Annotated in this window: 1 protein-coding gene (running past one end of the window); it reads left to right on the top strand. The window is 52.9% G+C overall.

Annotated features, from left to right (window positions below; genetic code table 11):
- Window positions 1-16,298 carry the 3' end of a non-ribosomal peptide synthase/polyketide synthase gene (locus ABH897_RS15050; protein ID WP_404592334.1) on the top strand. 25,807 nt of this gene lie to the left of the window's left edge, so only the last 16,298 of its 42,105 coding nucleotides appear in the window; the start codon falls outside the window, past its left edge; the stop codon is at window positions 16,296-16,298.

The raw sequence follows: 16,298 nt of genomic DNA, 5'->3' as shown, positions 1-16,298 counted from the left end.
TGGGCCGGATCGACCATCAGGTGAAAATCCGGGGGTACCGGATCGAGCTGGGTGAGGTCGAATCGCAGTTGTTGAAGGTGGAGTCGGTACGCGAAGCCGTAGTCATGGCTCGTGCGGACGAAACAGGCCAAAAACAAATGGTAGCGTACTACGTCGCGGGTCAAGAGCTCGGAGCCAGCGAGCTGAGAAGTGAGCTGGGCCGGGGGCTGCCAAGCTATATGGTGCCATCGTACTTTGTACAACTGGAGCAGATGCCACTGAGTCCGAACGGCAAAATCGACCGCAAGGCACTGCCAGCACCGGAAGGCAGCCTGCAAAACGAAGCGGATTATGTTGCACCGCGGACGTGGGTGGAAGTGAAGCTGGCGCAAATTTGGCAGGATGTGCTGGGCTTGGCGCAGGTCGGCGTGAAGGAAAACTTCTTTGAGATTGGCGGACATTCGCTGCGTGCGACGACACTGGCCTCGAAGATTCACAAGGAGCTGAACAAGCCGCTTCCATTGCGGAGTATTTTTGAAGCACCAACGATTGAACAACTGGCAGCAGTTCTGGAAAGTCTGGATCAAGTGGCGTATGCGTCCATTCCGGTGACGGAAGCCCGTGATTTCTACCCGTTATCCTCGGCGCAAAAACGACTGTATGTGCTGCATCAGTTCGACCCGAATGATGTGAATTACAACATGCCGTCGGTGCTGCAAGTGAGTGGCCCGCTGGACGTGAAACGAGTAGAAGATGTGTTCCGTCAACTGATCGCCCGCCATGCGACCTTGCGTACCCGCTTTGAGCTGATGTACAGTGAGCCGATGCAATGGATTGAGGACACAGTGCCGTTCGAGGTGGAATATGCAAAGATTCAGGCAGAGGATACGACTACTACGGATACAGACACGATGGTCAGCAAGGAAACGAGAGAGCGGGTGCGACGCTTTGTCCGTCCGTTCGATCTGGAAGCTGCGCCGCTGCTGCGGGTAGGCTTGGTGGACCTTGGCGTACAAGGAGTGGAGCAAGAACCGCAGCATTTGCTCATGCTCGACATGCATCATATCGTTTCGGATGGTGTGTCCATGGAGGTACTGACCGATGAATTTGTTCGCTTGTATGACGGTGAAGAGCTGTCGCCATTGCGGATTCAGTACAAGGATTATGCGGTATGGCAGCAAAGCGAAGCCCATCAGGAGTGGATGCAGCGTCAGGAAGCGTACTGGCTCGACACCTTCCGAGGCGAACTGCCTGTGCTGGATCTGGCAACCGACTTTGCCCGTCCGGCGATGCAGAGTACAGCAGGAAATACGATCGAATTCGGACTGGAGCGTGAAGTTAGCGAACGTCTGAAAGAGCTGGCCGCACAAACAGGCGCAACACTGTATATGGTGCTGCTGGCGGCGTACACCGCGCTCTTGCATAAATACACGGGCCAAGAGGACATCGTGGTTGGAACGCCGATTGCCGGAAGACCGCATGCGGAACTGGAGAGCCTGGTAGGTGTATTCATCAACACGTTGGCGATCCGTAATTATCCGTCTGGCGACAAATCATATCTTGATTATCTGCAAGAGGTCAAAGAGCATGCGCTCAGTGCTTATGAGCATCAAGACTATCCTTTTGAAGAGCTGGTTGAGAAGCTGAATTTAACGCGGGATACAAGTCGAAATGCGCTGTTTGACACGATGTTTGAGTTGAAAACATTGGAGCAGCAGGAGTTGCAGTTGGAAGGTCTTACTCTAAATTCGTATCCGATGGAAAATAATACTGCCAAATTTGATTTGACTCTGGATGCAGTGGAGCAGCCGGAAGGTATTCTGTGCAGTCTGGAATACAGCACGGCGCTGTATAAGCCTGAAACCATCGCACGATTGGCCAAGCATTTTACCGAGCTCGTTCGTGCGATTACACTTGATCCGCAGCAGCCACTGGCAGCTTTGGATATGGTAACCGTGGAGGAAAAAGCACAAATCATCTACGGTTTTGGAGATGTGGGGGTATCGGAGGTTGCTGCTGTTGAAGCAGGAGCCCTGTTCCATACCTTTGTGGAAGAACAGGCGCAGCTTGTACCGGATCACGTGGCGGTTGTGTACGAGGAGCAACAACTTACGTACCGCAAACTGAACGAGCGTGCGAACCAATTGGCTCGTAGATTGAGAAATGAAGGCATTGGACGCGAGTCGATTGTCGGCATCTTGAGCGAACGTTCGGTAGACATGCTGGTCGGCGTACTGGCGGTGTGGAAGGCTGGAGGCGCATATGTGCCGCTGGATGCAGACTATCCGTCAGAACGTATTCGTTTCATGCTGGAGGACAGCGGTGCGACGGTACTGTTGACCCAAACAGGCTTGCAGGAGCGTGCGCAGGTATGGCTGGAGGAAAGCCGAGGGGCCTTGGCCGGAGGGAAGTCTGAGGGCCAACTGGAAACGGCGGTTAGCGCTGAGACGGTGGAATCAGATACCCTCCATGGAGACCTGAGTTTAACATTAGACTCGCCATCTGACAGTAAAGCAACATCCGAACCAGCAACTGGACTGTGCTTGCAGACAATGCTGGCGTTGGATGATGAGTCGCTGTACACCGGAGACACCACGGATATCGAACCTATCAATGAACCGCAGGATCTGGCGTATGTGATCTACACCTCCGGAACAACGGGACGTCCGAAGGGAGTCATGATCGAGCATCGCAGCTTGGTGAATACGGCTGCGGCGTATCGCCGGGATTACCGTCTGAACCAGTTCCCGGTACGGCTGCTGCAGCTGGCGAGCTTCTCCTTCGACGTATTCGTCGGGGATATCGCACGGGCGCTCTATAACGGCGGAACGATGGTGATTTGTCCGAAAGACGACCGGATTGATCTCAGCCGTCTGTATGACTGGATTCACGATTATCAGATTACGGTGTTTGAATCGACACCAGCTCTGATCGTACCGTTCATGCAGCATGTGCATGAACAGGGACTGGACATGAGCAGTCTGGAGCTACTCATCACCAGCTCGGATAGCTGCAATGTGGCGGATTACCGAGTGCTGCAAGAGCGGTTTGGCGCAGCTACTCGGATTATTAACAGCTATGGCGTAACGGAAGCGGCGATTGACTCCAGCTTCTACGACGAAGAGCTATCGAAGCTGCCAAGCAGCGGCAGTGTGCCGATTGGTCAGGCGTGGCTGAATGCACGTTTTTATATCGTGGACAGCCAATTGAATCCAGTACCTATCGGCGTACTGGGCGAGCTATGCATTGGCGGAGCTGGGGTAGCGCGTGGGTACCTGAACCGTGCGGATCTGACGGCCGAGAAATTCGTCGCGAATCCGTATGTGCCGGGTGAACGATTGTACCGCACAGGCGATTTGGCGCGGTGGATGCCGGACGGAAATGTGGACTTTATCGGCCGGATGGACTATCAAGTCAAAATCCGGGGCTACCGGATTGAACTGGGCGAGGTGGAAGCGCAGCTGCTGACCGTGGATGGTATTGAAAAAGCGATGGTCACCGCCTGGGAAAACGAAGATGGCAACAAGGACCTGTGTGCGTATCTCGTAGCCTCAGAGGCATTGAGCTTGCCGGAGCTACGCAATGCGCTGCAGCCAAAGCTGCCGGGCTATATGATCCCGACGTATGTCGTACAACTGGATCATTTCCCGCTGACACCTAACGGAAAAATCGACCGCAAAGCGTTGCCTGCGCCGGAAGCACGCTTGGGAGGTACGGAGTACGCTGCACCGCGGACATTGCTGGAAGAGCAACTGGTACGTATCTGGCAAAGTGTGCTGAATCATTCGCAGATAGGCATTAAGGATAACTTCTTTGAAGTGGGAGGACATTCTCTGCGTGCTACAACACTGGTGGCGAAAATTCATCAGGAGCTGCATCACAAGCTGGCGCTGCGAGATATTTTCCAATATCCGACGATTGAGCAACTGGTACAGGTGATGGGTGAACATCAGACACAGCACACGTATGTATCCATACCTGTTGTGGAGGAGCGCGCATATTATCCAGTTTCCTCGGCGCAAAAACGGATGTATGTTTTGAGTCATCTGGAAGGTGGAGAGGTTAGCTACAACATGCCGGAAGCTTTGATTATTGAAGGTTCCCTGGATAAAACGCGACTGGAGCAAGCCTTCCGTCAGCTGATTGCCCGTCATGAAACCCTGCGAACCAGATTCGATATGGTGGATGGCGAGGTTGTTCAACGTATTGAACCAAATGTCGAATTCAACGTCGAGCATGTGCGTGCAAGCGAAGAAGAGACACAGCAGTATGCACTGGACTTTGTACGTGCATTTGATCTCGCGCAAGCACCGTTGCTGCGGGTTCAGTTGGTAGAAAACGGACCGCAACGTCACGTTATGCTCTATGACATGCACCATATTATTTCGGATGGCGTTACTGAGGGAATTATCGTGCAGGAGCTTTCTCAATTGTATGCAGGCAAGGAGCTGCTGCCGCTTCGCATCCAGTACAAGGACTATGCCGTTTGGCAGCATGCAGATATGCAAAGTGAACGTCTTCATGAGCAAGAAAGCTATTGGCTGAAAACCATGGCTGGTGAAATTCCGGCGCTGGATATGCCAACAGATTTTGCAAGACCAGCCGTACAGCGTCTGGAAGGAACTCGATTGGATTTTGCCATCAGCATGGAGGACAGCGAGCAGTTGAAGCAGCTGGCCGCTCAAACCGGATCAACCTTGTACATGGTGTTGCTTGCAGCGTATAGCACGCTCTTGCATAAATATTCGGGGCAGGAGGACATTATCGTCGGAACGCCGATTGCGGGAAGACCACATGCGGAGTTGGGGGGCCTGATAGGCGTATTCCTTAACACGCTGGCGATCCGCAATTATCCATCTGGCGAGAAAACGTTCCTTGATCATCTGCGAGAGGTCAAAGAGCATGCGCTCAGTGCCTATGAGCATCAAGACTATCCTTTTGAAGAGCTGGTTGAAAAGCTGAATTTGACACGGGATACGAGCCGAAATGCGCTGTTTGACACGATGTTTGAGTTGAAAACATTTGAGCAGCAGGAGTTGGAGCTGGAAGGTCTGACCTTAAAGCCGTATCCGACGGAAAATAATACTGCCAAATTTGATTTGACTCTGGATGCAGTGGAGCAGCCGGAAGGTATCCTGTGCAGTCTGGAATACAGCACGGCGCTGTACAAGCCTGAAACCATCGCGCGATTGGCCAAGCATTTTACCGAACTTGTTCGTGCCATTACACTTCATCCACAGCAGCCACTGGCAGCTTTGGATATGGTAACCGTCGAGGAAAAAGCACAAATCATCTACGGTTTTGGAGATGTGGGGGTATCGGATGTTGCTGCCGTTGAAGCAGGAGCCCTGTTCCATACCTTTGTGGAGGAACAGGCGCAGCTTGTACCGGATCACGTGGCGGTTGTGTACGAGGAGCAACAGCTTACGTACCGCAAACTGAACGAGCGTGCGAACCAGTTGGCTCGTAGATTGCGAAATGAAGGCATTGAACGCGAGTCGATTGTCGGCATCTTGAGCGAACGCTCGGTGGATATGCTGGTCGGCGTACTGGCGGTATGGAAGGCAGGAGGCGCGTATGTGCCGCTGGATGCCGATTATCCGTCAGAACGTATTCGTTTCATGCTGGAGGACAGCGGTGCGACGGTACTCTTGACTCAAACAGGCTTGCAGGAGCGTGCGCAGGGATGGCTGGAGGAAAACAAAGCAACATCCGAACCAGCAACAGGACTGCGTCTGCATACCGTACTGGCGTTGGACGATGAGTCGCTGTACACCGGGGATACTGCGGATATCGAGCATATCAACGAGCCGCAGGATCTGGCGTATGTGATCTACACCTCCGGAACAACGGGACGTCCGAAGGGAGTCATGATTGAGCATCGGAGCTTGGTGAATACGGCTGCGGCGTATCGGCGGGATTACCGTCTGAACCAATTCCCGGTACGATTGCTGCAACTGGCAAGCTTCTCCTTTGACGTATTCGTCGGGGATATCGCACGGGCGCTCTATAACGGCGGAACAATGGTCATCTGCCCGAAAGACGACCGGATTGATCCGAGCCGTCTATACAGCTGGATTCGTGACTATCAGGTTACGGTGTTCGAATCGACACCGGCCTTGATCGTACCATTCATGCAGCATGTGCATGAACACGGACTGGACATGAGCAGTCTGGAGCTGCTGATCACCAGCTCGGATAGCTGTAGCGTGACAGATTACCGGGTGCTACAAGAACGATTTGGTGCAGATATTCGCATCATTAACAGCTACGGCGTAACGGAAGCAGCGATTGACTCCAGCTTCTATGACGAAGAGCTATCGAAGCTGCCAAGCAGCGGCAGTGTGCCGATTGGTCAGGCGTGGCTGAATGCACGTTTTTATATCGTGGACAGCCAATTGAATCCGGTACCTATCGGCGTACTGGGCGAGCTATGCATTGGCGGAGCCGGGGTAGCACGCGGGTACCTGAACCGTGCCGACCTGACGGCCGAGAAATTCGTGGCGAATCCGTACGTGCCGGGTGAACGATTGTATCGCACAGGTGACCTGGCACGGTGGATGCCGGACGGGAACGTGGACTTTATCGGCCGGATGGACTATCAGGTCAAAATCCGGGGCTACCGGATTGAGCTGGGCGAGATCGAAACCGTGATCCAGCGGGTGCCGGGTGTGCGTCAAGCGGTCGTGATCGACCGGACAGATGAGCGTGGGCACAAGTATTTGTGCGGCTATATCACGGGAGAAGCGGAGCTGCGGATCGAGGAGGTACAGGCTGAGCTGGAAGCAGGACTGCCGACACACATGGTGCCAGCACGCTTGATGCGACTGGAGACGATCCCGCTGACGAGCAACGGCAAAATCGACCGTAAGGCGTTGCCGGATCCGGAAGGCAGCATCCATACAGGTGCAGCCTATGTGGCACCGCGTACAACGGTCGAGCAGGTACTGGCTTCGGTATGGGCAGGGGTGCTCGGCGTGGAAGCGGTAGGCACGCAGGATAACTTCTTCGAGCTGGGCGGCGATTCGATCAAGGCCCTGCAGGTATCGTCCCGATTGCTGCAAGCAGGCTATCGACTGAACATGAAAGACCTGTTCAGCAATCCAACGGTGTCTGCATTGGCGCTGAAAGTCCAATCTGTGACAAGATTGGCAGATCAGAGCGAAGTGGTGGGCGCTGTGAAGCTGACACCAGTTCAACAATGGTTCTTTGAGCAAAACCTGACGGATGCTCATCACCATAACCAGTCCATCATGCTGCATAGCAAGGACGGTTTTGATGAAACGGCATTGCGTACAGCGATGGAGCAAATTGTTAGCCATCACGACGCGCTGCGTACCATTTTCCGTCCTACCGATCACGGATACGAAGCATGGAGCCGTGCGATTGGTGAGGGTAAGCTGTACACGCTGGAGCAGACGGACTTCCGCAATGAGACTGAGGTGTCTGCGGCCATTGAGGCCAAAGCGAATGAAATTCAAGCTGGAATTGATTTGAGTGAAGGACCGCTGGTGAAGCTGGGGCTGTTCCATTGCCCAGATGGAGACCATTTGCTGATTGCGATTCATCACTTAGTGGTGGACACCGTATCCTGGCGCATTTTGTTCGAGGATATTACAACAGCCTATGAGCAGGCATTGAACGGACAAGCGATTCGTCTTCCGTACAAAACGGATTCGTTCCGCACCTGGGCTGATGGACAATCTCAATATGCGAACGGTCCGGAAATTGCAGCGGAACTCACATTCTGGCAAGAAATTGAACAGGGAATGTATGAGCCGCTTCCAAAAGACCAGCCACAGTCCTATTCCTTAAATAGAGACAGCGATATCGTTACTGCCACGTGGACAGCTCAGGAAACGGAGCAGCTGTTAAAACAGGCGCATCGTGCCTACAACACGGATATGAATGATTTGCTGCTTACAGCATTAGGAATGACGATTCATCGCTGGGCTGGCATTGGACGAGTGCTCGTCAACCTGGAAGGTCATGGACGGGAGTCCATTTTGCCAGAGCTGGATATTACTCGCACCGTCGGCTGGTTCACGACTCAATTCCCGGTTGTGCTGGATATGAGCGTGGGACAAGACCTTTCACAGTGCATCAAACATGTGAAGGAAGGGCTGCGTCGCATTCCGCAAAAGGGTATCGGCTACGGTATTTTGAGATACCTGTCCGCCGCACGTGAGCAAGAGCGTTTTGTAACCGAGCCTGAAATCAGCTTTAACTATTTGGGACAATTTGATCAAGATATGCAAAATCAATCCATTGACGTATCTCCTTACTCCAGCGGTGAAGAGCTTGGCGCACATGCAGCCAGATCGCACACGCTAGACATTAATGGAATGATTTCGGAAGGCGAACTGCAATTGACGATCAGCTACAGCAATCAGGAATATCGCCGAGAAACGATGGAGCAGCTAGCCGAGGAGTTCAGAACCAGCTTGCGGGAAATCATTGCGCATTGCGCAGGCCGCAAACAACAGGAGCTGACTCCAAGCGATGTAATGCTTAAAAATGTAACCATGGCTGAGCTGGATCAATTGGTAGAGCGGACTCGTGACATTGGCGAACTGGAAAATGTATATGCGTTAACGCCGATGCAAAAAGGTATGCTGTTCCATAATCTGATGGATGCAAAGTCAGGTGCTTATTTTGAACAAACGACATTTGATTTGCGCGGACGCTTCCAAGCGGATATTTTCCAAGATAGCTTGAATCATTTGGCGCAGCGGCATGAGATTTTTAGAGCTAATTTCTACAGTGGTTGGCAGGATGAGCCGGTGCAGGTCATTTTCCGCCGCAAGGATATTGGTTTCAAATATGAGGATCTGCGTCATTTGGCTAAGCAGGAGCGTGACGCGTACGTGAAGGAATTTATTCGCAAAGACAAGGCAGCCGGATTCGATTTGTCCCAGGATGCATTGATGCGCGTGGCGATTTTACGAACAGGTGATGAGGATTATTATTTTGTGTGGAGCTCTCATCACATCTTGATGGATGGCTGGTGTGTGGCGTTGGTAACGGATGAGGTGTTTGAGGCTTATTTTGCAGCCGTCGAGCATAGAGAACCGAAGCTTGCCCCAGTTACTCCGTACAGTCAATATATTGAGTGGCTTGAAGCACAGGATGTAGAGGCTGCATCTTCATACTGGAAGGATTATTTGCTCGACTATGATCAGCAAACTTCGATTCCGACCGGAAAAGTAGGCGTGAAAGCGGAAGGTGCACAATTTGAGCATGTGCTGTGCGATCTGGGCAAGGATTTGACAGGCCGCATTGAAATGGTTGCCAAGGAGCACCACGTGACCACGAATACATTACTGCAAACGGCATGGGGCTTGCTGCTTCAAAAGTACAACGGTAGTGATGACGCTGTTTTTGGCGGTGTAGTGTCGGGTCGTCCGGCTGATATTTCGGGTATTGAAAATATGGTGGGCTTGTTCATTAACACCATTCCAGTACGTATCCGTAGTGGAGCTGAGGATACATTTGCCGACATGATCAGAGCGAATCAGAAGCAGGCGCTGGCTTCTCAAGCTTATGAAACGTATCCGCTATATGAAATTCAAGCCTTAAGCGAGCAAAAGCAAGACTTGATCAACCACATTATCGTGTTCGAAAACTATCCGGTGGAGGAGCAGGTCGAGCAACTTGGCGAAGGTGCAGAATCGGATTTTGAAATTAGCAACGCAGGTATGATTGAACAAACCAACTATGATTTCAATTTGCTCGTCATTCCGCTGGAAGCGATGAAAATCCGATTTGAATACAATGCGAAGCTCTATGATCGTGAAGCCGTTGAACGGACTCAGAGCCATCTGGTGCAGCTGCTGGAGCAAGTGACAGCGAAGCCAGACATTCAAGTGCATGAGTTGGATGTTTTAAGTGAGCAGGAGCGCGAGCAAATTCTGGGCGTATGGGGAGATACAGCCGTCAAGTATCCAAGGGAGCAAACGATCCATGGCTTGTTCGAAACACAAGCAGCGCAGACACCGGAGCAGGCAGCGTTGTTCTTCGAAGGAGAGCAGTTGACCTATCGCGAGCTGAATGAACGCGCGACTCGTCTGGCTCGTACTCTGCGCAATCAAGGCGTGACGAAGGATCGCCTGGTGGGACTGATGACCGAGCGTTCGGTAGACTTGATCGTGGGTATCTTAGGCATTTTGAAAGCCGGGGGTGCATATGTTCCGATCGATCCGACGTATCCAGAGGAGCGTATCCGCTACATGCTGAATGACTCGGGGGCAGAGCTGTTGTTGACGCAAAGCCATCTGCTGGACAAAGCTGCTTTTAATGGCAACGTGCTGGTGTTGGATGGGGCACAGGGTGTGTACCACGAGGATGGCTCCCATCTAGAGCCGTTGTCTGGTCCGAACGACCTTGCGTATGTGATTTATACGTCGGGTACGACGGGCCAGCCAAAGGGCGTCATGGTAGAACACCGTAATGTTGTACGTTTGGTGAAAAATACTAACTATGCGCAGTTGGATGCCGACACGCGCATTTTGCAGACAGGGGCTATTGTCTTCGACGCATCCACCTTTGAAATTTGGGGTGCGCTATTGAATGGTGGACAGCTGGTGCTGGTAAGTCAGGATGTCATTTTGGACGGGCCTAAGCTTAAGGAAGCTGTTCGCAATCATGGCATTACCACGATGTGGCTGACCGCGCCGCTCTTTAACCAGCTGTCCCAGCAGGATCTTGATCTGTTTGAGGGGGTACGGGAGCTGTTGGTCGGTGGTGATGTGCTGTCTGTACCGCATATTAACCGGGTAATGATAGCCCATCCGAACCTGCAGATTATTAACGGCTACGGCCCGACCGAAAATACGACCTTCTCCACAACACATACGATTACTGGCGTGCAATCAGGATCGGTACCAATTGGCAGACCGATCCATAACTCGACGGCGTATGTCGTGGACCGTTCGATGCGGCTCCAGCCTATCGGGGTATGGGGAGAACTGATCGTGGGCGGTGACGGGGTGGCACGTGGATACCTCAACCGTCCGGATCTGACGGCCGAAAAGTTCATCGACAGCCCGTTCCGCAGCGGAGAACGCTGCTATCGCACAGGCGACCTAGTACGCTTGAATGTGGACGGGACCCTGGAATATAAGGGACGGATCGACGCACAGGTGAAAATTCGCGGCTACCGGATCGAGCTGGGCGAGGTAGAAACCCAGCTGCTGAAGCTGGAGGCGGTGCGAGAAGCTGTGGTCATCGCACGAGAAGATGAGCAAGGGCAGAAGCAGCTCTGCGCTTATGTGGTCACCGATGAGGAAGTTGTGGCAAGTGAGCTACGCAGCGCTTTAAGCCAGGAGCTGCCAGGCTACATGATGCCGTCATATTTCATCCACTTGGAGCAGGTGCCGCTGACACCAAACGGTAAAATCGACCGCAAAGCACTACCGGCACCAGAGGTCAGTCTGCAAAGCGGAGCGGATTATGTTGCACCGCGGACATGGGTGGAAGTGAAGTTGGCCCAAATTTGGCAAAATGTACTTGGATTGGCACAGGTTGGAGTGAAGGAAAACTTCTTTGAGATTGGCGGACATTCACTGCGGGCGACAACCCTGGCCTCGAAGATTCACAAGGAGCTGAATAAGCCGCTTCCATTGCGCAGTATTTTTGAAGCACCAACGATTGAACAACTGGCAGCCGTTTTGGAACAGCTGGATCAAGTGAACTATGCGTCCATTCCGGTGACAGAAGCCCGTGGCTTCTACCCGTTATCCTCGGCGCAAAAACGACTGTATGTGCTGCATCAGTTCGACCCGAATGATGTGAACTACAACATGCCGTCGGTGCTGCAAGTGAGTGGTCCGCTCGATGTGAAACGAGTAGAAGACGCGTTCCGGCAACTGATCGCCCGCCATGCAACCTTGCGTACCCGCTTTGAACTAGTGGACAGTGAGCCGATGCAATGGATTGAGGAGATCGTGCCGTTCGAGGTGGAATATGCAAAGGTACAGGCAGAGGGTGCGACTACGGATACGGACATGATGGTCAGCAAGGAAACGCAAGAACTGGTACGGCGCTTTGTCCGTCCGTTCGTTCTGCAAGCAGCGCCGCTGCTGCGGGTAGGCTTGGTGGACCTGGGCGTACAAGGAGTGGAACAAGAACAACAGCATTTGCTTATGCTCGATATGCACCATATCGTCTCGGATGGTGTGTCCATGGGCGTACTGACTGATGAATTTGTCCGCTTGTATGAGGGTGAAGAGCTATCGCCATTGCGGATTCAGTACAAGGATTATGCGGTATGGCAGCAAAGCGAAGCCCATCAGGAGTGGATGCAGCGTCAGGAAGCGTACTGGCTCGACACCTTCCGGGGTGAGTTGCCTGTACTGGATGTACCTACGGACTTTGCCCGTCCGGCGGTACGCAGTACGGCAGGGGATACGGTCGTGTTCGGACTGGAGCATGAAGTTAGCGAACGCCTGAAAGAACTGGCGGCGCACACAGGCTCTACATTGTACATGGTGCTGCTGGCTGCGTACACCGCACTCTTGCACCAATACAGCGGCCAAGAGGACATGGTAGTCGGCACGCCGATTGCAGGACGACCGCATGCAGATCTGGAGTCGATCCTTGGGATGTTCGTTGGTACGTTGGCATTGCGAAACTATCCGACGGCAGAGCATACCTTCCGCAGCTACGTGGAAGAAGTGAAAGATCGTGCCCTGCAAGCATACGAACATCAGGACTATCCATTTGAGGAACTGGTGGAAAAGCTGAACGTGAAGCGGGATATGAGCCGCCATCCGCTGTTCGATACGATGTTTACGCTGCAAACCACTGAGGAAAGCGAATTGCAGCTGGCAGACCTAAGCTTCCGTCCATACGGCTTGGAACAAACGCCAGTCAAGTTTGATTTGATGCTGGAAGCCAGGGAGGAAGGGGTAGGCATCCAGTTTGGATTGCAGTATGCAACCGCGTTGTATCAACGGGAAACCGTAGAACGGATGACACGTCACTTCATTCGTTTGGCCGAAGCCGTGGCAGCGAACCCGGATGCGAAGTTGGGCGAGCTGGAGCTGATTACAGCGGAAGAAACCGAGCGGATTCTGAAGGTGTTCAATGACCCGAACGCGCATAGCGTGCGTGAAACAGAACAAGGTCGCTCGCTCAGCGAACGATTTGAAGAGCAAGCGAAGCGCAGCCCTGATCGGGTAGCGGTCGTGTCTGGGGGCACGACGCTGACCTACGCCGAGCTGAACGAGCGTGCGAACCGATTGGCCCGTGTGTTACGAGCGGAAGGAATCGATGCAGATCAACCGGTAGGCGTGTTACTGGAACGTTCTGCCGATATCCTGGTGAGCATTCTAGGAGTACTTAAGGCCGGAGGCGCGTATGTGCCGATGGATACCATGTATCCGCAGGAACGTATCGACTACATGCTCCAAGACAGCGGGGCAAAGGTCGTGATTACAAGCAGAGTCGCCAATCTCTCACTCAGCTTGCCATCCACAGTTCGAGCAGTAGTTCTTGACGATGAGAACGTTCAAGCTCAACTGGGAGCACAGGATGCGAGCAACCTGATCCCTGTGGCCCGCCCGCATAACCTGGCCTATATGATTTACACGTCAGGCACAACCGGTCAGCCGAAAGGTGTCATGATCGAGCAGGGCAGTGTCAGCAATCTGGTAGATGCTTTATTTGAGCGAGTATACAGCCGTTATGAACAGCCGCTTCATGTCGCATGGCTGTCGGCATTTGTATTTGACGCTTCGGTGAAGCAAATCTTTGCCAGCTTGTTATTAGGCCACACCTTGCATGTGGTATCCCGTGACGTCAGCCTGAGCGGGGAGCATTTGATCGCCTACTACCGAACGCACCGAATTGATCTGTCGGACGGCACACCTGCGCATCTGCATATTTTGAACGAAAGCGTCAGTGTGACGGAAGCGCCAGAAGTGAAGCATTACCTGATCGGCGGTGAAGCATTATCTGTACAACTGGTCAATGTGTTCCTGCACAAGTGGTCCGGGTACCGCCCGGTAATTACTAATGTGTATGGTCCGACCGAAACGACGGTAGATGCAACAGCTTATACGATTGAAGATGTAGAAGCCCTGAACGTGCTGCTGGAAAAAGGTGAACACACCGTATCCATCGGAACGCCGATAGCGAACCAGTCTGTGTACATCCTGAACAGCCAGCAGCAACTGGTGCCGATCGGTATCGCAGGTGAGCTCTATATTGGAGGTGCAGGTGTAGGAAGAGGATACCTGAACCTGCCGGAACTGACGGCAGAGAAGTTCATACCGAATCCGTTTGCCTCAGCTTCAGTGGAAGCTGAACAAGCTCCAGATGCCCACATCCACCGGATGTATCGGACGGGCGACCTGGCCCGATGGCTGCCAGATGGAAGCATCGAGTATTTAGGCCGGATCGACCACCAGGTGAAAATCCGGGGGTACCGGATCGAGCTGGGCGAGGTGGAAGCACAGCTGCTGACCGTAGACGGCATTCAGAAAGCCGTGGTCACGGCATGGGAAAGCGAAGACGGACATAAGGACCTGTGTGCCTACATCGTAGCCACAGCACCGCTGAGTCTGCCGGAGCTGCGCAATGCGCTGCAGCCGAAGCTGCCGGATTACATGATCCCGATATATGTTGTACAACTGGATCGTTTCCAGCTGACCCCAAGCGGAAAAATTGACCGCAAGGCGTTGCCAGCGCCGGAAACGCGCCTCGAAGGTGGCATGGAATACGTTGCGCCGCGGACGCCGCTCGAAGCCAAGCTTGCTCAAATTTGGCAGGATGTGTTGAAGCTGTCCAGCGTTGGAGTCACCGACTCATTCTTCGACATGGGTGGACACTCCCTGCGAGCAACAACGCTGGTGACCAAAATCCATCAGGAACTGGACAGCCGGATTACACTGCGTGAGGTGTTCCAGCACATTACGATTGAGCAGCAAGCCCAGCTCATAGCTACGCACGGCACAGACACCTATACGGTGATCCCTGCGGCGGCGAAACAGGCCTACTACCCGGTTTCCTCGGCTCAAAAACGTCTGTACATTTTGAGCCATCTGGAAGGTGGGGATGTCAGCTACAACATGCCGGATGTGCTAACGGTGGAAGGACCGCTTCAGGCAGATCGACTGGAGGAAGCATTCCGTCAGTTAATAGCCCGCCATGAAACGTTGCGGACTTCCTTTGAAATGGTGGAAGGCGAGGTTGTTCAGCGGGTTTACGATCAGGTTGAGTTTGCAGTAGAGCGCCTGCAGGTTAGTGAATCTGAAGCCGAAGCGTATATCGAATCCTTTGTACGCAGCTTTGATCTTCGGCAGGCACCACTGCTGCGTGTCCGGATCATTCAAACCGGACCAGAGCGCCATTTCCTGATGTACGACATGCACCATATTATTTCAGACGGTGTATCGTCTAACAATATCGTGCAGGAACTGGTACAGCTGTACGAGGAGCAGGAATTGGAGCCGCTGCCGATTCAGTACAAGGACTATGCCGTGTGGCAGCAGCAGGAAATGCAGCGTGAGTCATATCAACGCCGGGAACACTTCTGGCTGGAGCATTTAGCCGGAGAATTGCCGGTACTGGATTTGCCGATTGCTTATCCAAGACCTGCTGTTCGCAGCTTCGAGGGTGTGCTGTATGAATTTACAGTTGACCCGAATGTATCCGAACAACTGCACCGAATGGCGGCACAGACCGGAAGTACGTTGTACATGGTGCTATTGAGCGCCTACACCGTTCTGCTGTCCAAATACAGCGGTCAGGACGATTTGATCATCGGTACTCCGGTAGCAGGCCGCTTGTTGCCTGAGTTGGAGCCACTGATCGGAATGTTCGTCAATACGCTAGCCATCCGGCATCAGCCGAAGGGCAACCAAACGTTCCACAACTACTTGCTGGAAGCCAGAGATCGTACGCTGCAAGCCTTCGAGCATCAGGATTATCCACTGGAAGAGTTAGTGGAAAAGCTGGATGTAGCACGGGATACAAGCCGTAACCCATTGTTTGACACCATGTTTGCACTGGAAAATACGGAGTCGCAGGAAGCGAAGCTTGAGACCCTGTCCTTCAGTCCGTATGTTCGGGAGCATCGTATCTCCAAATTTGATTTGACCTTGTCCATGAGCGATGAAGACGGGGTGATCAAGGGTTCCTTTGAATATTGCACGAAGCTGTTTGGGGCAGAGGCGATTGAACGATTAACGGAAGATTTGATAGCGATTCTGTCACAGGTTGGGGCAAACCCGGATCTGCTGTTAAGCGAAATTCAGGTGAACTCGGGCGAGCAGCCGGAAGGCTTCTCACCGGATTCCATCGACTTTGTTTTCTAA

It is taken from the genome of Paenibacillus sp. RC73 (assembly GCF_044908085.1).
In the GTDB taxonomy this organism is placed as follows: domain Bacteria; phylum Bacillota; class Bacilli; order Paenibacillales; family Paenibacillaceae; genus Paenibacillus; species Paenibacillus terrae_A.
The sequence above is the reverse complement of the archived record's forward strand: the minus strand, read 5'-3'. Positions and strand labels throughout refer to the sequence as shown.